This window comes from Streptomyces sp. NPDC014006 (assembly GCF_043088925.1).
Taxonomy (GTDB): domain Bacteria; phylum Actinomycetota; class Actinomycetes; order Streptomycetales; family Streptomycetaceae; genus Streptomyces.
Window position 1 is genome coordinate 288,987 of sequence record NZ_JBICAJ010000003.1, and the last position, 19,408, is coordinate 308,394.

Below are 19,408 nucleotides of genomic sequence, written 5' to 3' on the forward strand. Positions count from 1 at the left end.
CCGGCCGCGCACCACTCACCGGCTGGGTTCGCGGTTGAACTGCGCCTTGGACCACAGGTACCCCAGCACCGACAGCCCGGCCGCCCAGCCCAGGGTCAGCACGGTGTTCGTCGTGCCGATCCCGCTGCCCAGCAGCAGTCCGCGCAGCGTCTCGATGAAGGGCGAGAAGGGCTGGTACTCGGCGAACCAGCGGAACCAGCCCGGCATGGCGTCCACCGGTACGAACGCACTGGACAGGAAGGGCAGCATGACCAGTGGGGTGCCGATGTTGCTGGCCCCCTCGGGGTTGGGGCTCACCAGGCCCATGCCGACCGCGATCCAGGTCAGCGCGAGGCTGATCAGCGCCATGAGCCCGGCCGCCGCGATCCACTCCACGGGCGTCGCGTTCGGCCTGAAGCCGATGGCCAGTCCGATCCCCAGGACGAGCACCAGAGCCATCAGCGTCTTGATCACGCTGCCGATCACATGACCGATCAGCACGGAGGAGCGGGAGATCGCCATGGTGCGGAACCGGGCCATGATGCCCTCGGTCATGTCGGTGCACACGGACACCGCGGTGCCGAGCGAGGTCATGGCCACGGTCAGGAAGAGAATGCCGGGGACCAGGTAGGCGACGTAGTCGGCCCGGTCCGCGTGGCCGCCGTTGATGCCGGCGCTCATCACGTCGCCGAACACGTAGACGAACAGCAGCAGCAGGATGACCGGGGTGAGCAGGAGGTTCAGGGTCAGGGACGGATAGCGGCGCGCGTGCAGGAGGTTGCGCCGCAGCATGGTGAGGTTGTCGCGGAAGGCGTGGCCGGCGGTGCTCATCGGACGGTCTCCTTGTCGGTGGTCTGAGCGGTCTGAGCGGGTACGGAGCTGCCGGTCAGGGCGAAGAACACGTCGTCCAGGTCCGGGGTGTGCACGGACAGTTCGTCGGCCTCGATGCCGGCGGCGTCGAGCCAGTCGAGGACGGCGCGCAGCTCGCGCTGGCTTCCGTCGCTGGGGATCTGCAGGCTGAGCGCCTCGTCGTCGCGGGTGGCCTCGCGCAGCGCGGTCGCCGCCCGCTCGTAGGCCACCGGGTCCGAGAACCGCAGCCGTACATGGCCGCCGGGCACGAGCCGCTTGAGTTCGGCGGCGCTGCCCTCGGCGACGATCCCGCCGCCGTTGAGCACCGCGATGCGGTCGGCGAGCTGATCGGCCTCCTCCAGGTACTGGGTGGTGAGGAAGACGGTCGTACCGCCGGAGACCAGCTCGCGGATGATCTGCCACATGGTGTGGCGGGAGCGCGGGTCGAGGCCGGTGGTCGGCTCGTCGAGGAAGATGATCCGCGGGCTGCCGACCAGGGTCATGGCGATGTCCAGGCGGCGCTTCATACCGCCGGAGTACGTGGAGGCGGGCTTCTTCGCGGCCTCCACCAGGTCGAAGCGCTCCAGCAGGCCGGCGACGACCTGCCGTCCCTCGCGCTTGGACAGGTGGTGCAGGTCCGCCATCAGCAGCATGTTCTCCTCGCCGGTGATCAGCCCGTCCACGGCGGAGAACTGCCCGGTGACCCCGATGGCCGCCCGGACCGCCTGGGCCTCGGCGGTGATGTCGTGCCCGGCGATCCTCGCCAGGCCGCCGTCGGCCGAGATCAGTGTGGACAGGATGCTGACCACCGTGGTCTTGCCCGCGCCGTTCGGACCCAGCAGGGAGAAGATCGTGCCGGCGGGCACCTCGAGGTCGATGCCGTCGAGGACGGTCCTGTCCCCGTAGGCCTTGCGCAGCCCGGTGGCCGCGATCGCGAGTTCGTGATCGGTCGTCGTCATGCCTCGTAGCCTGCGGGCCGGGGCATTCAGTACGGCTTCAGCGCGGTTTCAGCCTCCGCGGACGGGCCGAGGGCGCTGAAACCGGCGTCGCCGACGCCTTCCCCGGCACCCTCATCGCCCTGGTCACCGCCACCGGCCTGCGCGGCCACGAACCCTGGCCGCACACCGCCACCGCCCTGACGGAACTGGAGCAGTAGCTCGCCGACGGCACCTGGCAGCCCGCCGACGAGACCGACCCGCGGATCGAGGCCTGGCACACCGCCTACCGCTCCTTCGGCACCAACCCGCGCCGCGTCCGCACCAGCGTCGACGCCCTCGGCCGCCGCCTCGCCAAGAAGGGCACCCTGCCCCGTATCAACCCGGCCGTCGACTCCTACAACGCCGTCTCCGTACGCCACGGTGTGCCCGCCGGTGCCTTCGACCTGGACCGGGTCGTCGGTGACGTCACCATCCGTCCCGCGGACGGCACCGAGACCTTCACCCCGCTCGGCGAACCGGGCACCGTCGAGCAGCCCCGGCCCGGTGAGATCGTCTACGCCGACGCGACCGGCGTCCTGACCCGCCACTGGAACCACCGCGACGCCCACCGCACCCGCGTCACCGAGGACTCCACCCACGTCGCCTTCCTCCCGGAGACCGTCCGCACCGACCGCGACGGCGACCTCCTCAAGGTCGCGGCCGAAGAACTCCTCGGCCTGCTCGCCCCGCACGCCGCACGGGCCGGCGTGACCTACCTCGACCCGGCCGACCCCGAGGCCACCGTCTGAATCCCACGGGGCAGTTGGGACCGCGTGATCGTCACGCCAGTACGCTGTGCTCGCTGCGGCCTCCCCCCACCGTCACCGCCGGCTTCGGCGGTGCGCACGGCCTGCGGCGGTCACGTCGGTCGTGCGAGACGAGGATGAGTCACAGGTGCTGATAGCGGGCCGGTACCGGCTGCTCGAACCCATCGGGCGGGGCGCGATGGGAGAGGTCTGGCGCGGGCACGACGAGATGCTCGGCAGACCCGTCGCGGTCAAGCTCCTGCTGGAACAAGCGAGTTCGGACTCCACCGCCGCCGCCCGGTTCCGGCTGGAGGCCCAGACCGCGGGAGCGCTGAACCATCCGCACGTGGTCGGCGTGCTGGACTTCGGGGAGCACGAGGAACGTCTGTTCCTCGTCATGGAACTGGTGGAGGGCCACAGCCTCGCCCGCCTCACGCGGCAGCCGCCCGAGCGGGTCGCCCACATCGCCGCGCAGGCCGCCGCCGGTCTCGCCGCCGCCCACCAGCAGGGCATCGTGCACCGCGACATCAAGCCCGCCAACCTGCTCCTCGACCCCCACGGCACCCTCAAGATCGGCGACTTCGGCATCGCCCGCTTCCTCGACGACCCCGGCGCGGCCCTCACCGCCACAGGGCAGATCGTCGGCACCGGCCTCTACCTCGCGCCGGAACGCGCCCTCGGCCGGCCCGCCGGTCCCCCGTCCGACGTGTACGCACTGGGCTGCGTGCTGTACCAACTCCTCACCGGGCGACCCCCGTTCGAGGCCGACACCGCCCTCGGGGTCCTGCACCGGCACCTGGACGCCGTCCCGGTCCCGCCCCGCGACCTCGGCGTCCGCCTGCCGCCCGCGTTCGAGAACTTCCTGCTCGGCCTGCTCGCCAAGGAACCCGAGGACCGCCCCACCGCGCAGCAGATCGCCGACTGGTTCGCAGGCGGCGCCTGGCAGGGGCGGCCCGAGCCGCTGCCGCCCAGCCAGGAGCCGGCGGCCCCCGTACCGCCGCCGCCCGCGCCCGCCGCCGTGACCACCTACCGCCTCCCGGTCCGGGAGCCGAGCCGGCGCGGTACGGCGCGGACGCACGGGCTCAGCGGTACCGGGAAGAAGGTGGCCGCCATGGTCGCCGGCGTCCTGCTCTTCGTCGGCGCGCTGCTGGCCGGCATGACCTGGTTCGCGCCCGACCGCAGCTCCGCCGAGACCCCGCAGAACCCGGCGACGGGCACGCCGTCGCCCGGCACCACGCAGGACGACGGCTGACCACGAAAAAACGAGGGCCCCGACCGCGGGGCCCTCGTCACGTTCCTCACCTCGGCGTCACTTCACGTAGACGAGCCCGTCCGTCGTGATGGTCGGCCGGCCGCTCGTGCCCACGACCACGATCTTGACGGTGTGCTGGGCGCTCGCGGACCAGGTCTTCGTCCAGATCGCCTGCCGGTACAGCGTCGTGGCGGACTTCAGATCCACGGTCGCGGCCCTGACACCGTCCACGTACACGTACGCCTGCCCCGAGGTCGAGGCCCGGGAGACCACCCAGGCGGCGGACCGCCCGGTGAAGGTCCAGGTCAGGCTCGCTCCGGTGGAGCCGCTGGAGTACGACGCGCCACCGAGGTAGCTGCTGCTGGACCGGGCGGCCCAGCTGCCGGACTTCACGGCCGAGCTCTCCTGGAGGATCACCGGGGTGAAGGCGGCTGACGCGGTACGGGTGTTGCCCGCCCAGTCCGCGGCCCGCATCGACCAGGTGGCGGCGGTGCCGGACGCGGCGGTGCGGGCGGCGCTGTAGGTGGTCGGACCGTAGACGGCCGTACCGGGCGAGAGCAGCGTCACCGAACGCAGGGCGGCGTTGTCGCCGGCCTTCCAGCCGAGCGTGACCGGGACGGCCGTGGTGTTGACGGTGCCGGTCCGCAGGGACAGCGCCGGGTTGGCGGTGAAGGCGGGCGCGGTCGTCTCGGCGACGACGGTCACCGACGCGGTCGTGGCGGTCCTGCCGGACTGGTGAACGGCCCGCACGGCGACGGTGTGGCTGCCGAGAGCCAGCGTGGCGCTCGCGGAGGAGGCGCTGCCGGCCACCGTCGTCGCCACCTTGCCGTCGACGAGCAGCTCGAAGCTCTTGACGAGCGAACGGGGCGTGGTGGCCGACCAGTTCACGGTGACTGCGCCCTTGGTGTAGTACGTCGAGCCGGACAGGCTCGCCCCGCCGGCCACCGAGGTGACCTTCAGCCCCTGCACGGGGCCGGCCGCCCATGCCCGGACGGTCGGCAGCTGCGCGTACAGCGAACTGCCCGGGCACTGGGTGTTGAAGCCGTCGCGGTGACCGGAGACGCGCTGGAAGGTGTACTTGGTCCCGGCCGTGTACGTGGTGCCCGCGTAGTTGGTCTGCGTGGCGCCCGCGGTCAGCTGCACCGTGCCGGCCGGGTCGGCGCCGTACTGCCCGAGCTTCCAGGCCGCGACCCGGGCGACGGCCTCCAGCACGGCGTTGCCCACGCCGGTGGTGCTGTACGTGCCGAGCACGGCTATGCCCGTGGACTCCCGGTTCCAGCCGTAGGTGTGCGCCCCGAGCACCGGCAGGTCGACGCCGCCCTTGCGGCCCTCGAAGACGGTGCCGCACTTGTCGACGAGGAAGTTGTAGCCGATGTCATTCCAGCCCTTGACCTGCGTGTGGTACGCGTAGATGCCGCGGACGATCGACGCGGAGTCGGTGCACGCGTAGGTGTTGTCGCCGTCGGTGTGGTGGACGAAGACGGCCTTGACGTCGGCGTTGTACTCCGACGGGTCGGGGCTCAGCGACTCGTCGGCGCCCCACACGGCCCGCGAACTGATCGGCGGCCGCGGCACGGTGGACGGCGGCGCGGTGGGCGGGGGCGGGGTGGTGACGGTGGGCGAGGGGGACACCGTGACCGTGGGCGAGGAGGACACGGAGTCCGTCGGTGACGGGGAGTCCGTGGGCGCGGCGGAATCGGTGGGGGAGGCTGAATCCGTGGGCGAGGCGGAATCCGTGGGCGACGGCGAATCCGTCACCGGCGCGGACGCGGAGGCGGAGTCGCTCGGCGAGGCACCCGGCGTCCCCTCGGCCACGAACGCGGCGGGCTCGGCACCACCCACCCGGGTCTCGGCGTCGGTGACGACACCCGGGTCGACGAGATTGACCTCAAGCCCCTTGGGCAGCGCGCGGGCAGTGCCGTTCCTGCGCAGTACACGGGCCTCGACCCCGTCGGAGGGACCGACCCACCGCGGCTCGGACGCGCCGCGCTCACCCTGCTCGGGGTGCTCCAGCGGGTCGGCGTCCACGTCGAGGTCCTGCCAGTCGCTCCACTCGCCGGTGACGCTGCTGTGGGTGCGCACCTGCGCGGTGCCGTGCAGCCGCACGGTGGGGCCGCTCCAGGAGACGCCGACCAGCGAGAACTCCCGGGTACCGGTGCGCGGCAGCTCCCGCTTGTCGCTCGCGGCACCGCCCAGCGCCAGGTCGTAGACCCGCACCGGCCGCTTCGCCCGCACACCGGGTCCGGAGTCGTGCGAGGGGCTGGCCACGGCGTACGTCACGACGCCCCCGCCTCCCAGCACCACGGCACCGAGCGTCAGCCACGCCCGCCGTTTCAGGCTCAGCGGTCTGTACGCATGCGAAGCACTCGTCGTACGACGACTCACGACGTATCCCACCCCGAAGAAGGCCGCGGACCGGCGGCAGTGAAAGCGAAGCCACAGAAAGCACACCGGTCACTCGGTGCGCCGCTCACTACAGCGCGGGGGGCTCCGCCGGCATCACAGGGGGTGGTACTTCAGTGACACAGATCACTTCATCTGGGGTGGCAGCTCCGCTGGGCGTGCCACGGCGTCGTCGCACGCGCCGACGGCGGGAAGGGGACGGGGTGGGGGGTGTCCGCCCGCAGCGGCCGGCACCGGGCAAGGGTGCCGTCGTCGGGGACGGGCGGCCGGACCGAGGAGGGGCACCCCTCACCCCGGCCCCGACCTACAACGAACCGCAGGCGCTACCGCAACCGGCCACCGGACGGGAACGGGCCGCCGCAGGCACAAAGGGGCGCGGGACTGTATTCGACATGCGGCTCCGCCGCGTGGGCGCGACCAGCCACAACGCAACCCGCACAGGCCGCCGCGACCAGCCCCCTCCCCCCCCCCAACCCGCAGACGAACAACCCGCGGCAATCAGGTCCGCAGCGACAACACCCTCCCCAACACCCCCCGCAGCTCCCGCTCCGCGTCCTGCACCGCATGCGCCGTACGCCAAGCCACAAACCCGTCCGGCCGCACCAGCACCGCACCCCCCGCCGCGACACCGTGCACGTCCGACCAGGACACGGACGCGTCCTCGGGCACGAGATCCCCACCCGCCCCCACCCGATGCGGCCGCAACGGCACACGCAGCTCGTCGGCCAGCCGCAGCGCCGCGTCGTACCAGGCCCGCCCCTCCGAGGCGTCGCACAGCAGCACCAGCGACGTCTCGTACAGATCCAGCGTCGACACCCGCGAGTCCCCCCGCCGCACCCACAGATGCGGCGCACGACTGCCCGGCGCCCCGGACAGCTCGAGCCGGTCGGGCACCACGGGCCCACCGGGATCGGCCCCGACGACCGCACCACCCGGGTACCGATACCCCAGCGCCACATCGAGGATCCCACCCGGCCGCCGCCCCCCACCGGCCCCGGCCCCGGCCCCCTCCCCCGGCGCGAACCCGGGATGGGCGTGCTCCACCGACCGCACCGCCGCCCGCGCACTGGTCGCCTCCGCGACCGGCCGCCGTTCCGCGTCATAGCTGTCCAGCAGCCCGTCCCCGGCCCATCCACCGAGCACGGCCGCGAGTTTCCACGCGAGGTTGTGCGCGTCCTGGATGCCGGTGTTGGATCCGAACGCCCCGGTCGGTGACATCTCGTGCGCGGAGTCCCCGGCGAGGAAGACCCGCCCGGACCGGTAGGCCGTGGCGACCCGCTGGGCGGCGTGCCAGGGCGCCCGTCCGGTGATCTCGACGTCGAGGTCGTCGACACCCACCGCGCGCCGGATGTGCGCGATGCACCGCTCGTCGGTGAACTCCTCGACGGTTTCCCCGCGTTCGGGGTGCCAGGGCGCGTGGAACACCCAGTTCTCCCGGTTGTCCACGGGCAGCAGCGCCCCGTCGGCGTCGGCGGACGTCAGGTAGCACACGATGAACCGCCGGTCCCCGACCACCTCCGCCAGCCCGCGCGAACGGAACGTCACGCTGATGTTGTGGAACAGGTCGCCCGGCCCGCTCTGCCCGATGCCGAGCTGCTCGCGCACGGGGCTGCGCGGCCCGTCCGCGGCGACGAGGTAGTCGGCCCGCACCCGCAGGTGCTCGCCGGTCTCACGGCTCTTGGCGACCGCCGTCACCCCGTCGCCGTCCACCTCGAAGGACATCAGCTCGGTGGAGAACCGCAGATCACCGCCCAGCGCCACGGCGTGGTCCAGCAGCACCGGCTCCAGGTCGTTCTGGCTGCACAGGCACCAGCCGGTGGGGCTGAAGCGGGCCAGCCCGCCGCCCGGGTCGATCTCCTTGAACAGCCACTCCCCGGCGTCCCCGACGAGCGTCGGCGTCTGCAGGATGCCGTGGTTGTCGGCCAGCGTGGCCGCGGCCCGATGGATGTCCCCTTCGACACCCGCGCCCCGGAACAGTTCCATCGTCCGGACGTTGTTGCCGCGTCCACGCGGGTGAATGGACGTACCGGCATGCCGCTCCAGGAGGGTGTGCCGTACCCCCAGACGGCCCAGGAACACGGATGTCGACAGTCCCACCAGGGACCCTCCGACGATCAGGACAGGAACCCGGTGCACGGCCTCCTGACCGGCCTGCTGCTTCATCGCTTCGCCTCCAGCGCGTCGATCCCACGGGTTCACATCCATGCCCCGCGCCGCCGCCGGCGGCTCACGCTTCACCCGCTCACCCCGCCCAAATCGCGCACTCGTGCAGCTCGGCTCAGGATCGTCCCTACGTGGCCGCGGAGGCCGCCCCGGGCGACCCCCACCCACCAACCACCGCGGAAAACGAAAACTCCCCACCCGAAGAAGAGGTGTGCAGGATGACGGTCTCCCCCGCCGTGTCGACGGTCCCGGACCGCGTCGCCACGGACGCGTTCGACGGGTCCCGGGTGCGGGTCGTGCTCATGGTGGACATCCACGACGGAACCCAACAGGAGTTCCTGACCGCCTACGAGCGCATGTGCGCGCAGGTGGCCTCCGTACCGGGACACATCAGCGACCAGCTGTGCCAGTCCCTGGAGAACCCCACCCAGTGGCTCATCACCAGCGAGTGGGAGAGCGCCGAGCCCTTCCTCGCCTGGGTCAACAGCGACCAGCACCTGGACATGGTCGAGCCGATGAGCGGCTGTGTCCGCGACACGCGCTCGCTGCGCTACACCGTGCTGCGCGAGACGTTCGGCAGCGCCGACGCCCTTCCCACGGGCGGTCTGCAGCCGGCCCCCCGCACCGGCGCCAACGTCGTCCGGCACGCCCTGACCTTCACGGTCACCCCCGGCAGTGAGGCCGTCGTCGCCGAGCTGCTGTCCCACTACGCCTCGCCGCAGCCCCGGGTGGACGACACCACCCGGCTGCTGCGCACCTCGCTGTTCATGCACGGCAACCGGGTGGTGCGCGCGGTCGAGGTGCGCGGCGACCTGCAGGCCGCCCTGCGGCACGTGTCGCGCCAGCCGGAGGTGCGGGCCGTGGAGGAGGCGATCAACCCGTATCTGGAACAGGACCGCGACCTGAACGACCCCAAGTCGGCGCGGGCCTTCTTCACCCGGGCCGCGCTGCCCGCCGTACACCATGTGGACGCCGTCACCCCGGGCGCCGACGTGGAGCGGGTGGCCCTGCTCTATCCCGCCCGCCCGGGCGCCGGCCCCGCGCTGGCCCGGCTGCTGGCCCGGCAGGACGCGGCGGCCGCCGGCGAACCGGAGACCCCGGTGACGTCCTGCACCGTGTTCCACCGCGACGACCTCGTGGTGCGGCTGGTCGACGTGGCGGGCGATCCCCAGGACACCCCCGGACGCGTCCTCGCCCTGGCCGACCCCGAGGCGCGCGCCGCGGCCGCGCCGCTGCTGGACGGCGACGCCCTCGGCCTCGACATCCCGCTGACGGACGAGCGGGCGCTGCCCCGCCTCCTGACCCGGGCCCGGATGCGACCGCTCACGGACCGCACGGCGGCCTCCTGACCCGCGCGTCCCCGGCTCCGCCGTCCTTCCCGACTCACCCCGAACCCTCTTCCCCTCCCGGAGTGAAACGTCATGACGCAACAGCAGGCACGCATCGTCGACCTCGGTTCGATCGCCCCCAACCGCCGGCGTGGCGGTGACGTCCGCGCGCTTCTGACGCCGACGACCGCGGGCTCGACCAGCGGCTTCATGGGTGTGGCCATCGTGCAGCCCGGGGAGCGCATCGCCGAGCACTACCACCCGTACTCCGAGGAGTTCGTCTTCGTCACGCAGGGCGTGTTCGAGGTGGACCTGGACGGCGAGCCGCAGCATCTGCGCACCGAGCAGGGGCTGCTGATCCCGCCGCACGTGCGGCATCGGTTCCGCAACGTCGGTGACACCGAGGCGCGGATCGTCTTCCACCTCGGCCCGCTGGCGCCGCGCCCCGACATGGGGCACGTGGACACCGAGGAGGGCGAACCCGCCGAGGTGATGTCATGAACAGGCGGGTCGCGGTCACCGGCATAGGCGTCGTCGCACCCGGCGGCATCGGCGTCCCCGCGTTCTGGGACCTGCTCGCGAGCGGCCGTACGGCCACGCGCAGGATCTCCCTGTTCGACCCGGAGGGACTGCGCTCGCAGATGGCCGCCGAGTGCGACTTCGACCCCGCGGCGCACGGACTGGACCTCGCGACCACCCAGCGCTGTGACCGGTACATACAGTTCGCCCTGGTCGCGGCCGCCGAGGCGGTCCGGGACGCGGGCCTGGACCCGGCCCGCGAGGACCCGTGGCGCATGGGCGCCTTCCTCGGCACCGCGGTCGGCGGCACCACCCGGCTGGAGCACGACTACGTGCTGGTCAGCGAGCACGGCGCCCGCTGGGACGTGGACCACACCAAGGCGGGCCCGGATCTGCACCGCGCGTACTCGCCGAGCACCCTCGCCGCGACCGTGGCCGAGGAGTTCGGGGCGCACGGCGTGGTGCAGACCGTCTCCACGGGCTGCACCTCGGGCCTGGACGCGGTCGGCTACGCCGCGCAGGCGGTCGCCGAGGGCCGCGCGGACGTGGTGATCGCGGGCGCGTCGGACTCGCCGATATCCCCCATCACCATGGCGTGCTTCGACGCGATCAAGGCGACCTCCCCCAGCAACGACGATCCCGAGCACGCCTCCCGCCCCTTCGACGCCCGCCGCAACGGGTTCGTGATGGGCGAGGGCGGCGCGGTCCTGGTGCTGGAGGATTTGGAGCACGCCCGGGCACGCGGCGCGGAGATCTACTGCGAGCTGGCCGGCTACGCCACGTACGGCAACGCGTACCACATGACCGGTCTGACCAAGGACGGCCTGGAGATGGCGCGGGCCATCGACGACGCCCTGGACCAGGCCCGGCTGGACGCCACGGCCGTGGACTACGTCAACGCGCACGGCTCGGGCACACAGCAGAACGACCGCCACGAGACCGCCGCCGTCAAACGCGCCCTGGGCGCGCACGCCTTCGACACCCCGATGAGCTCGATCAAGTCGATGGTGGGCCACTCGCTCGGCGCGATCGGCTCCATCGAACTGGTGGCGTGCGTGCTGGCGCTGGCCCACCAGGTGGTGCCGCCGACCGCGAACTACGAGGTGCCGGACCCCGAGTGCGACCTGGACTACGTGCCGCGCACCGCACGGGAGCGCCAGCTGTCCACAGTGCTGTCGGTGGGCAGCGGGTTCGGCGGGTTCCAGTCGGCGGTCGTACTGACAGGACCGGTAAGGAGGCTGCGATGAGCGGACCGGATACCCGGCGGGCCGTCGTCACCGGGCTGGGTGTGGTGGCGCCGCAGGGCGTCGGCGTGGAGACGTACTGGAAGGCGGTGGCCGACGGCCGCAGCTTCCTCGGCCCGATCACCCGGGAGGGCTGCACGCACCTGCCGCTGAAGGTGGGCGGTGAGGTGCGGGAGTTCGACCCGGCGGCGCTGATCGAGGCGACGTACCTGGTCCAGACGGACCGGTTCACGCACCACGCCATGGCCGCGGCCCAACTGGCCCTGGACGACGCCCGGCTGGCGCCCGCCGACCTCGACTCGCCGTACGCGGTGGGTGTGGTGACGGCCGCGGGCTCCGGCGGCGGCGAGTTCGGCCAGCGGGAGCTGCAGAAGCTGTGGGGCGACGGTCCCAAGCACGTCGGGCCGTACCAGTCGATCGCCTGGTTCTACGCCGCCAGCACCGGCCAGACCTCCATCCGCGGCGGGTTCAAGGGCCCGTGCGGGGTGGTGTGCGCGGACGAGCCGGGCGGCCTGGACGCGCTGGCGCACGCGGCCCGCGCGATCGGCCGGGGCACGGACGCGGTGGTGGCCGGTGCCACGGAGGCGCCGCTCGCGCCGTACTCCATGGTGTGCCAGCTCGGCTATCCCGAGCTGAGCCGCAGCGAGGACCCCGAGCGCGCGTACCGCCCCTTCACCTCGGGTGCGTGCGGTTTCGTGCCCGGTGAGGGCGGCGCGATGTTCGTCCTGGAGGACGAGCGGGCGGCGCGCGAGCGGGGCGCGCAGGCGCGGGCCACGGTGGCCGGGCACGCGGCGACCTTCACCGGGGCCTCCCGCTGGGCCGGCTCCCGCGAGGGGCTGGCCCGTGCGATCACCGGGGCGCTGGAGCAGGCGGGGTGCCGTCCACAGGACGTGGACGTCGTCTTCGCCGACGCGCTGGGTGTGCCGGAGGCGGACGAGGCGGAGGTGCTCGCCCTCACCGACGCGCTCGGGCCGCACGCCCGCAGGGTGCCGGTGACCGCGCCGAAGACCGGCGGAGGCCGGGCGCACTGCGCGGCGGCGGTGCTGGACGTGGCGACGGCGGTGCTCGCGATGGAGCACGGCCTGATCCCGCCCACACCGAACGTCTTCGACCCCTGCCATGAGCTGGACCTGGTGACCGGCCGGGCCCGGACCGCCGAGGTCCGCACGGCCCTGGTCGTCAGCCGGGGCCTGATGGGCAACAACGCGGCGCTCGTCCTGCGCGCGCCGTGACCATCCACGCGAGCCACAAGAGAGGGAACAGCACATGACCGACCAACTGGACCACCGGCTGACCGCCCAGGTCACCTACGCCGACCTGGCCGACCTGATGAAGCGCACGGCCGGCGTCAGCGTCGAGCCGCAGGAGCTGGAGCGGCAGTCCGCGTCCGGCTTCGACAGCTTCGGGCTGGACTCGCTGGGCCTGCTCGGCATCGTCGCCGAGCTGGAGAAGCGGCACAGTGCCGGCCTGCCGGAGAACGCCGAGAAGTGCAAGACGCCGGCCGAGTTCCTCGCGCTGGTCAACGACGCCCTGACGAGTGGAGCCTGACATGACCGACGGCCACACCGAGAACGAGATCACCATCGCCGCCCCGTTCGACCTGGTCTGGGAGATGACCAACGACCTGGACAACTGGCCGGACCTGTTCAGCGAGTACGCCTCGGTCGACGTCCTCGACCGCAAGGGCGACACGGTCACCTTCCGGCTCACGATGCACCCCGACGAGCAGGGCAAGGTGTGGAGCTGGGTGTCGGAGCGCACGGCCGACCGTGCGAGCCGTACCGTGCGCGCGCACCGCGTGGAGACCGGGCCCTTCCAGTACATGAACATCCGCTGGGAGTACCGCGAGACGCCCGAGGGCGTGCGGATGCGCTGGATCCAGGACTTCGCGATGAAGCCGGAGGCGCCGGTCGACGACGCGGGCATGACCGCGATGATCAACCGCAACTCCAAGACGCAGATGGCCCTGATCCGCGACCGCATCGAGCAGGCGGCCGGCGACGAGCGCCACGAGCCGGCGCTGGCCACGGACTGAAGGGGCGCACCGCGATGCACCACACCCTGATCGTCGCCCGCATGAAGCCCGGCTCGGAGAACGACATCGCGCAGATCTTCGCCGACTCCGACCGGGGCGAGCTGCCGCACCTGGTGGGCGTCAGCCGGCGCAGCCTCTTCCAGTTCAACGACATCTACCTCCACCTCATCGAGGCGGAGCAGGACCCGGGCCCCGCGATCGCGCGCCTGGTCGACCACCCGGAGTTCCGTGACGTCAGCGACCGTCTGACGCCGTTCGTCTCCGCGTACGACCCGGCGACCTGGCGCAGCCCCAAGGACGCGATGGCCCACCGCTTCTACCACTGGGACGCGGCCACGGTCCGCTGACCCCGCCCGGACCCGGCCGGAACCGGCCGGGTCCGCGGGCGCGCACCGGGGATGTCCACGCTGCGAGCGCCGGTTTCAGGCGATGACGTGCGCCGCCCGGCTCACCCGGATCTTCGACTGGCCGTGGGGGCGGGTCTCCCAGTCCTCCATGAAGCGGGCGTGCAGGCCGTGGCGGTGGGCCAGGGTGAGGAGGGTTTCCGTGCGGTAGTAGAAGTCCTCGCGCAGCACCTGGTGTTCGGCGCCCTCCGTGCGGTCGAAGGTGAAATCGAAGAAGCCCGTCGGCCTCAGCACCCGTCCGACGTGGGACAGGCACTCCTCGATGACGTCGAGCGGCGAGTGCGAGAAGACGCTGTGCGCGTGGACGACGTCGAAGTGCTCGGCGGGCAGGAAGTCCAGCGTGAGGTCGCCGGTGATGGTCAGGTGCGGCACCTTGTCCTGCAGGCCGCGCTCGACGAGGGTCTGCTTCGCGGCGACCAGGATGTCGGGCGAGATGTCGATGCCGTAGTAGTCGCCGGGTTCGAGGTGCTGGATGAACCGCCAGCCGCCGCGCAGGTTGCCGCAGCCTATGTCGAGCATCCGGTGCCCTGGCCGCAGCCCGTGCTCGACGAGATAGTCGAACTGCATCTGCCCCAGCGCCAGCCACCGTTCGTGCGTCTGTGAGCCGACCGCCGCCTCGGGACTGCGCCGCGCGTCGGAGGCCATCACCGCCCGGTAGTAGCCCACGTGGTCGGGGTGCTTGAGCCGCAGCCAGGCGTCCCGCCCGGCCCGTTTCAGATACGGCGCGACCCGCTCGGGGTGGCGCAGCGCGTACCCCACCTTGTGGGTCAGCGCGGCACGGTTGCTGCGCAGTTTCCTCGGCGACTTGGCGTCTGCGGGCATGGCGGATCGACCTCCGTACGTAACAGCAGCAAGGGAGAAGGGGGGGAAGTTCAGACGCGGCGGCGCAGCAGCAGCACCGCGGCGAGGGTGAGCACGAGCGCGAGGCCGCCGAGGAGCGCGGTGTCGGTCCACTGGAACACCCAGTAGTCACCGGCGGGGTTGGCCTCGTAGAAGCGGGCGACGAACCTGTGCTGCGTCATGCACTGCCTCAGCTCGTCCCCGGAGGGGAAGGGGCAGGTGAGCACGTCCACCCGGTGTCCGTCGGCGGTGATCAGGCCGTAGTGCCCGGTGGCCCACTTGTCGCCCATCGCCGGTTTCGGCGCGATACCGGCGCTGGTGTAGGTGTGCGGGGCGACCAGCACGCGCGCCTTGTGCGTCCACTCCAGGACGAGCGTCACCACGCCCGTGACCAGCAGCGTCCATCCCATGGCCGGCAGCACCCGACGGCACAGCAGCCCGAGCAGCGTGCCGGCCGCGAGGCCGAACAACGCGCCGGCGACGACCCGCGGCCCGGAGCCGCTCAGCGCGGACGTCTCGTACCAGAACAGCCCGTAGCTTCTGTCCTCGGCCGGCTGCCACCACCAGGCGAACAGCCAGGCCGGCACTGCGGACAGGGCGACCGTGCCCACCGCGGCCAGCGCGAGACGGGAGGAGAACCACTGCCCGCGGCTCACTCCCTGCGCCAGCACGGTGCGGTGGGTGCCCAGCTCGCGGTCCCGCCCGAGCAGGGGCGCGCCCCAGAACACGCCGATCAGCACGGGCAGCGCGATGTTCAGCGCGCCCAGGTACCGCAGCGGGTCGATGTCGAGGAAGAGGATGCGGCCGTCCGGGCCGGTGCAGTACAGCGGCCCGGGTTCGCACCGGTCGAACAGCCCGCTGCGCAGGTCGTCGAGCATCCCGGAGCGGGAGTACGCGGCGAGGGCCGCCGCCGCGAGAAGGACGGTGACGCCCACCGCGACCGCCGTGCGCTGCTGGCGCCAGGCCAGCCAGAAGGAGCCCCTGATCACGCCGCCGCCTCCGTCCCGGCCGCGTCGCCGGCCTGCAGATACCCGAGCAGGACGTCCTCCAGACCCACCCGCTCCACATGCCAGTCGCCCGTCAGCGGACCGCTCTGCCGCACCAGGGCGGTCACCTGACGCCCGGCGGTGCGCCGGTGCACGAGGGTGTGCCCGGCCAGCGCGCCCAGCCGGTCGGCGTGCCCGGTGACCAACGCGTGCGCCTCCCGCAGCGCGTCCGCGTCCTCGCTCAGCTCGACCCGGCCCTCGCGCAGCACGACGACCCAGTCGCAGGTCTGCTCCAGCTCGGGCAGCACATGGGAGGACAGCAGGATGCTCGTGCCGCGCTCGGCGGCCTCCGTCATCAGCAGTGCCATGATCTCGCCGCGCACCACGGGGTCGAGGTCGGCCAGCGGCTCGTCCAGCAGCAGCAGTTCGGGCCGCTTGCCGAGTGCGAGGGCGAGCGCGACGCGGGTGCGGCGGCCCGGCGACAGCTCACCGACCCGCGCGGTCAGCGCGATGCCTCCGGCGGTCACGACGGCCTCGGCGGCCTCGCGGTCCCACCTGGTGTTGAGCTTGGCGCCCATCAGCAGCGTGTCGGCGACCGTGAAGCGCGGGTACAGCGGTTTGTCCTGGGTGAGCAGCGCGACCTCGGTGCGCGCCTCGGGCGTTCCGGGGACGGCCCCGAGGACCCGTATCTCCCCGCTGCGCGGGCGCAGCAGGCCCCCGGCCAGGTGCAGCAGGGTGCTCTTGCCGGCGCCGTTGCGTCCGACGAGCGCGGTGATCCGGCCCCGGGGCACGGTCAACTCGCAGTCCCGCAGGGCCCAGCCGCCCCGCGCCCGGTACCGGAATCCGAGTCCCGTGGCGTGCAGCGCGGCCGGGGCGTCAGGCCCGGTCATGCGTCCTCCTGGTGGTGCTCTCGCTCGTGATGGTCCAGGGCGGCCGTGACCAGGGCGAGGATGTCCGCCCGCTGGAGCCCGGCCGCCCGGGCGCGGGCCGTCCAGCCGGCCAGCTCCGCGCGCAACGTGTCGTCCTCGGCGGCGGGCTGCGCCAGCGACCGGGTCACGAACGTGCCCAGCCCGCGGCGCAGTTCGACGAGTCCCGCCTGCTCCATGTCCCGGTACGCCCGCAGCACGGTGTTCGGGTTGATGGCACAGGACGCGACGACCTCCTTGGCCGTCGGCAGCCGGTCCCCGACCTTCAACGTGCCCATGCGCAGGGCCCGTTCGGTCTGCTGGACGATCTGCACGTAGGCGGGAACGCCGCTGCTCCGGTCGATCCGGTACTCGACCACGTCACCTTCCATGGTTCCATTAATGAATTAGCACAACCATGGAAGAGAGCAGCGCGGATGTCAAACGAACCGTTCCTCATCCCCGCACCCCGGCGAGCTTGTCCGGGTTCACCTGCAACCGCAGGTTCCGGATACGGCCGTCCACCACGTCGTACGTCAGCGCGCCCACCGGTGTGCCGCCCAGCACCATGAGCAGGCCCAGCTCGCCGTTGATCTCGGCACGCTCCATGACCACGTCCCGGGACTGCGGCTTGGCCAGGACGCCCAGGATCCAGCGGGCCACGTGGTCGGGGCCGTACAGCGGACGCCGGGCCGCGGTGATCTTGCCGCCACCGTCGGACCAGCAGGTCACGTCCGGTGCGAGGAGTTCCAGCACCGCGCTCAGGTCTCCGCCCGCGCACGCCTCGATGAAGCGGCTGGTGACCTCCGCGCGGCGGCCGGCGTCGGTGTCGTAGCGGGGGCGGCGGGCGCGCACGTGCTCGCGGGCGCGGTGCGCGATCTGCCGGACCGCCGGCTCCGGACGGTCGAGGGTCTCGGCGATCTCGGCGTGGCTGTAGCCGAAGACCTCGCGCAGCACGAACACCGCCCGCTCGATCGGGGTCAGGGTCTCCAGGACCACCAGCATGGCCGTCGACACGCTGTCCGCCATCTCCGTCTCCTCAGCGGCGTCGGGGGAGGTCAGCAGCGGCTCCGGCAGCCACGGTCCGACGTACTTCTCGCGTCGCGCCCGGGCCGAGGTGAGCCGGTTCAGGGCGAGGTTGGTGACCGTGCGGACCAGGTACGCCCGCGGGTCGCGCACGTCGGAGCGGTCCGTCCGGTGCCAGGTCAGCCAGGCGTCCTGGAGCACGTCCTCAGCGTCCGCGACGCTGCCGAGCATCCGGTAGGCGGTGGCGAACAGCAGCCGGCGGTGCTCGAGGTAGGGGTCCTGCCGGTCCTGGCCGGTCGTCGGTTCCGTCATCGCTTCCGCTTCCCCTCACCGCGTCGCCCGGCCGCCCCTGAACAGGGCCACGTTCACATCGGCCCGCTTGACCAGCCGGTACGCCGGCAGCGGGCTGGCGCTGACCGTCTCCTTGTACAGGACGGCGGCCCGGCCCCTCAGATACGCCCGGCGGGGAGTGTCGTCGGGGTGGGTGAACTGGATGACGGCGTCGCGCCGGCCGAGGCTCACCGGCTGGTGGACATAGCCGAAGCGGAACGGCTTGACCTGCTTGCCGCGCAGCCGGCGGGCGATCGCGTCGGCCGCGTACTGGGCGGTGGGCATCCCGCTCTGGCAGGTGCCGTGCAGCGGCCCCCACGGCATGCGCACCGCGGCCGCGTCACCGACGGCGTACACGTCGGGATGGGAGACGGACCGCAGGGTGCCGTCGGTGACGACGCGGCCGCTGCCGTCGACCTCGATCCCGGCATCGGCGGCCAGGCGCGGCGCGCGCACGCCGGTCGTCCACAGACAGACGTCGGCCGCCACCACCTCACCGGTCGCCGGCTCCACGCCCTCGGGGAGCACCTTGGTGACCGCGGCGCCCGTGCGCACGCTCACCCCGAGCCGCTCCAGCGCGCGGCGCAGATGGGCGCGTGCCCGCTCGCCCATGAGGGCGCCCGGCTCGCCCGTGCTGATCAGGGTCACCGTCAGCGCCGGGTAGGCCTCCGCGATCTCCGTCGCCGCCTCCACGCCGGTCAGCCCGGCGCCGCACACGGCCACCGTGCCGCCCCCGGCCGCGGCGAGCGCGCGCAGCCGGCCGGCGAGGGCGAGCGCCGCGTCCCGGCCGTTCAGCGTGTACGCATGGGCGTCCGCGCCGGGCACCCGCCCGGTGTCGGGGGCGCTGCCGAGGGCGTACACGAGCGTGTCGTACGGCAGCACAGCCGCACCCTCGTCCACGGTCACCGTGCGGGCCCCGGCGTCCAGGGCGGTGACGGTGCCCTGCACGAAGGCGACGCCGGTGCCGGCGAGCAGGTCGGGGATGCGGTGGTCGGCCAGCTGTTGTCCGGCGGCCAGCTGGTGCAGCCGCAGGCGTTCGGTGAAGCGGGCCGACGGGTTGACGAGGGTGATGCGGACGCCGGTGCGGCGGGTGCGGCGGGCCAGCCGGAGGGCCGCCAGCATGCCGGTGTAACCGGCGCCGAGGACGACGATGCGGTGCTCTGTGTACTGATCCTGGTGCGTCATGGTCCCTCCCGGGTCCGGGCCACCGGAGCGGTGACGCCCAGGGGACAAGGGACGGGGAACAGACGTGACAGGTACCGAAAGTGACGCACCTCACACGTGGCGGGGGGGGCCCCCCCCCCCGGGGCCCCCCCCCCCCCCCCCCCGGGGGGGGGGCCCCCCCCCGGGGGGGGGCCGGACAGCCGCGGGGGGGGCGCCCCTGGCGGCCCCCCGGGGGGCCCGCCCCCCCGCCGCGCCCCC

18 protein-coding genes and 1 pseudogene are annotated in these 19,408 nt (G+C 72.8%); 9 read left to right on the forward strand and 10 right to left on the reverse strand.

The window, feature by feature from the left end; all coding sequences use genetic code 11:
• Positions 1–15: 15 nt before the first annotated feature.
• Both ACF1GV_RS13540 and ACF1GV_RS13545 read right to left on the reverse strand, forming a co-directional pair.
• Positions 16–810 carry an ABC transporter permease gene (locus tag ACF1GV_RS13540; RefSeq protein ID WP_391680027.1) on the reverse strand — a complete coding sequence of 265 codons (795 nt, stop codon included), beginning with the start codon at positions 808–810 and terminating at the stop codon, positions 16–18.
• On the reverse strand, positions 807–1,787 hold the full coding sequence (locus tag ACF1GV_RS13545; protein WP_391680028.1) for an ATP-binding cassette domain-containing protein: 981 nt from the start codon (positions 1,785–1,787) through the stop codon (positions 807–809). Before ACF1GV_RS13545 ends, ACF1GV_RS13540 begins: the two co-directional genes overlap by 4 nt.
• 113 nt (positions 1,788–1,900) lie before the next feature.
• Between ACF1GV_RS13545 and ACF1GV_RS13550 the strand changes: the two are divergent.
• Together ACF1GV_RS13550 and ACF1GV_RS13555 are read left to right on the forward strand one after the other, a co-directional pair.
• Positions 1,901–2,554: pseudogene (locus ACF1GV_RS13550) on the forward strand (B3/4 domain-containing protein).
• 145 nt (positions 2,555–2,699) lie between these two features.
• Complete coding sequence (locus ACF1GV_RS13555) at positions 2,700–3,803, forward strand: serine/threonine-protein kinase (RefSeq protein ID WP_391680029.1); 1,104 nt, start codon at positions 2,700–2,702, stop codon at positions 3,801–3,803.
• 57 nt (positions 3,804–3,860) lie between these two features.
• Here the strand turns inward: ACF1GV_RS13555 and ACF1GV_RS13560 are convergent, their stop codons facing one another.
• On the reverse strand, positions 3,861–6,140 hold the full coding sequence (locus ACF1GV_RS13560) for an N-acetylmuramoyl-L-alanine amidase (protein WP_391680427.1): 2,280 nt from the start codon (positions 6,138–6,140) through the stop codon (positions 3,861–3,863).
• Positions 6,141–6,704: 564 nt separating this feature from the next.
• Positions 6,705–8,369, reverse strand: coding sequence for an FAD-dependent oxidoreductase (locus ACF1GV_RS13565; RefSeq protein WP_391680031.1), 1,665 nt, complete (start codon positions 8,367–8,369; stop codon positions 6,705–6,707).
• 218 nt (positions 8,370–8,587) lie between these two features.
• On the opposite strand from ACF1GV_RS13565, the gene ACF1GV_RS13570 reads away from it, so the two are divergent.
• From ACF1GV_RS13570 to ACF1GV_RS13600, 7 genes are all read left to right on the forward strand, one after another.
• Positions 8,588–9,718, forward strand: coding sequence for a SchA/CurD-like domain-containing protein (locus ACF1GV_RS13570; RefSeq protein ID WP_391680032.1), 1,131 nt, complete (start codon positions 8,588–8,590; stop codon positions 9,716–9,718).
• 72 nt (positions 9,719–9,790) lie between these two features.
• Positions 9,791–10,198, forward strand: coding sequence for a cupin domain-containing protein (locus ACF1GV_RS13575; RefSeq protein ID WP_361634879.1), 408 nt, complete (start codon positions 9,791–9,793; stop codon positions 10,196–10,198).
• Positions 10,195–11,463, forward strand: a complete 1,269-nt coding sequence (locus ACF1GV_RS13580) for a beta-ketoacyl-[acyl-carrier-protein] synthase family protein (RefSeq protein ID WP_391680034.1) — start codon at positions 10,195–10,197, stop codon at positions 11,461–11,463. The genes ACF1GV_RS13575 and ACF1GV_RS13580 overlap by 4 nt, the downstream gene beginning before the upstream one ends.
• Entirely contained in the window at positions 11,460–12,692 is a 1,233-nt protein-coding gene (locus ACF1GV_RS13585; protein ID WP_391680035.1) for a ketosynthase chain-length factor, read from the forward strand. The genes ACF1GV_RS13580 and ACF1GV_RS13585 overlap by 4 nt, the downstream gene beginning before the upstream one ends.
• A gap of 34 nt (positions 12,693–12,726) precedes the next feature.
• Positions 12,727–13,008: an acyl carrier protein gene (locus ACF1GV_RS13590; RefSeq protein WP_391680036.1), complete on the forward strand. Its 282-nt coding sequence runs from the start codon at positions 12,727–12,729 to the stop codon at positions 13,006–13,008.
• 1 nt (position 13,009) lies between these two features.
• Positions 13,010–13,495: an SRPBCC family protein gene (locus ACF1GV_RS13595; RefSeq protein WP_391680038.1), complete on the forward strand. Its 486-nt coding sequence runs from the start codon at positions 13,010–13,012 to the stop codon at positions 13,493–13,495.
• A gap of 14 nt (positions 13,496–13,509) precedes the next feature.
• A complete protein-coding gene (locus ACF1GV_RS13600; protein WP_391680039.1) occupies positions 13,510–13,842 on the forward strand; it encodes a TcmI family type II polyketide cyclase in 333 nt (110 codons plus the stop codon).
• Between the two features lie 75 nt (positions 13,843–13,917).
• Here ACF1GV_RS13600 and ACF1GV_RS13605 read toward each other — a convergent pair whose 3' ends face one another.
• From ACF1GV_RS13605 to ACF1GV_RS13630, 6 genes are all read right to left on the reverse strand, one after another.
• Positions 13,918–14,721 carry a class I SAM-dependent methyltransferase gene (locus ACF1GV_RS13605; protein WP_391680041.1) on the reverse strand — a complete coding sequence of 268 codons (804 nt, stop codon included), beginning with the start codon at positions 14,719–14,721 and terminating at the stop codon, positions 13,918–13,920.
• A 50-nt stretch (positions 14,722–14,771) separates the two neighbouring features.
• Positions 14,772–15,728 (reverse strand): transporter, encoded by a 957-nt coding sequence (locus ACF1GV_RS13610; protein ID WP_391680042.1) that lies wholly within the window; start codon positions 15,726–15,728, stop codon positions 14,772–14,774.
• Positions 15,725–16,615 carry an ATP-binding cassette domain-containing protein gene (locus tag ACF1GV_RS13615; RefSeq protein WP_391680043.1) on the reverse strand — a complete coding sequence of 297 codons (891 nt, stop codon included), beginning with the start codon at positions 16,613–16,615 and terminating at the stop codon, positions 15,725–15,727. Before ACF1GV_RS13615 ends, ACF1GV_RS13610 begins: the two co-directional genes overlap by 4 nt.
• Positions 16,612–17,022, reverse strand: coding sequence for a GntR family transcriptional regulator (locus ACF1GV_RS13620; protein ID WP_391680044.1), 411 nt, complete (start codon positions 17,020–17,022; stop codon positions 16,612–16,614). Before ACF1GV_RS13620 ends, ACF1GV_RS13615 begins: the two co-directional genes overlap by 4 nt.
• A gap of 64 nt (positions 17,023–17,086) precedes the next feature.
• A complete protein-coding gene (locus ACF1GV_RS13625) occupies positions 17,087–17,968 on the reverse strand; it encodes an RNA polymerase sigma-70 factor (RefSeq protein WP_391680046.1) in 882 nt (293 codons plus the stop codon).
• Positions 17,969–17,983: 15 nt separating this feature from the next.
• A complete protein-coding gene (locus ACF1GV_RS13630) occupies positions 17,984–19,171 on the reverse strand; it encodes an NAD(P)/FAD-dependent oxidoreductase (protein ID WP_391680047.1) in 1,188 nt (395 codons plus the stop codon).
• Positions 19,172–19,408: the final 237 nt, after the last annotated feature.

Bases quoted from the DNA above. Each gene is read 5' to 3' on its own strand.
- ACF1GV_RS13575 (WP_361634879.1), top strand. From the start codon at position 9,791: ATGACGCAACAGCAGGCACGCATCGTCGACCTCGGTTCGATCGCCCCC.
- ACF1GV_RS13615 (WP_391680043.1), bottom strand. From the start codon at position 16,615: ATGACCGGGCCTGACGCCCCGGCCGCGCTGCACGCCACGGGACTCGGA.
- ACF1GV_RS13605 (WP_391680041.1), bottom strand. From the start codon at position 14,721: ATGCCCGCAGACGCCAAGTCGCCGAGGAAACTGCGCAGCAACCGTGCC.
- ACF1GV_RS13545 (WP_391680028.1), bottom strand. From the start codon at position 1,787: ATGACGACGACCGATCACGAACTCGCGATCGCGGCCACCGGGCTGCGC.
- ACF1GV_RS13585 (WP_391680035.1), top strand. From the start codon at position 11,460: ATGAGCGGACCGGATACCCGGCGGGCCGTCGTCACCGGGCTGGGTGTG.
- ACF1GV_RS13625 (WP_391680046.1), bottom strand. From the start codon at position 17,968: ATGACGGAACCGACGACCGGCCAGGACCGGCAGGACCCCTACCTCGAG.
- ACF1GV_RS13570 (WP_391680032.1), top strand. From the start codon at position 8,588: ATGACGGTCTCCCCCGCCGTGTCGACGGTCCCGGACCGCGTCGCCACG.
- ACF1GV_RS13590 (WP_391680036.1), top strand. From the start codon at position 12,727: ATGACCGACCAACTGGACCACCGGCTGACCGCCCAGGTCACCTACGCC.
- ACF1GV_RS13565 (WP_391680031.1), bottom strand. From the start codon at position 8,369: ATGAAGCAGCAGGCCGGTCAGGAGGCCGTGCACCGGGTTCCTGTCCTG.
- ACF1GV_RS13580 (WP_391680034.1), top strand. From the start codon at position 10,195: ATGAACAGGCGGGTCGCGGTCACCGGCATAGGCGTCGTCGCACCCGGC.
- ACF1GV_RS13600 (WP_391680039.1), top strand. From the start codon at position 13,510: ATGCACCACACCCTGATCGTCGCCCGCATGAAGCCCGGCTCGGAGAAC.
- ACF1GV_RS13540 (WP_391680027.1), bottom strand. From the start codon at position 810: ATGAGCACCGCCGGCCACGCCTTCCGCGACAACCTCACCATGCTGCGG.
- ACF1GV_RS13620 (WP_391680044.1), bottom strand. From the start codon at position 17,022: ATGGAAGGTGACGTGGTCGAGTACCGGATCGACCGGAGCAGCGGCGTT.
- ACF1GV_RS13595 (WP_391680038.1), top strand. From the start codon at position 13,010: ATGACCGACGGCCACACCGAGAACGAGATCACCATCGCCGCCCCGTTC.
- ACF1GV_RS13630 (WP_391680047.1), bottom strand. From the start codon at position 19,171: ATGACGCACCAGGATCAGTACACAGAGCACCGCATCGTCGTCCTCGGC.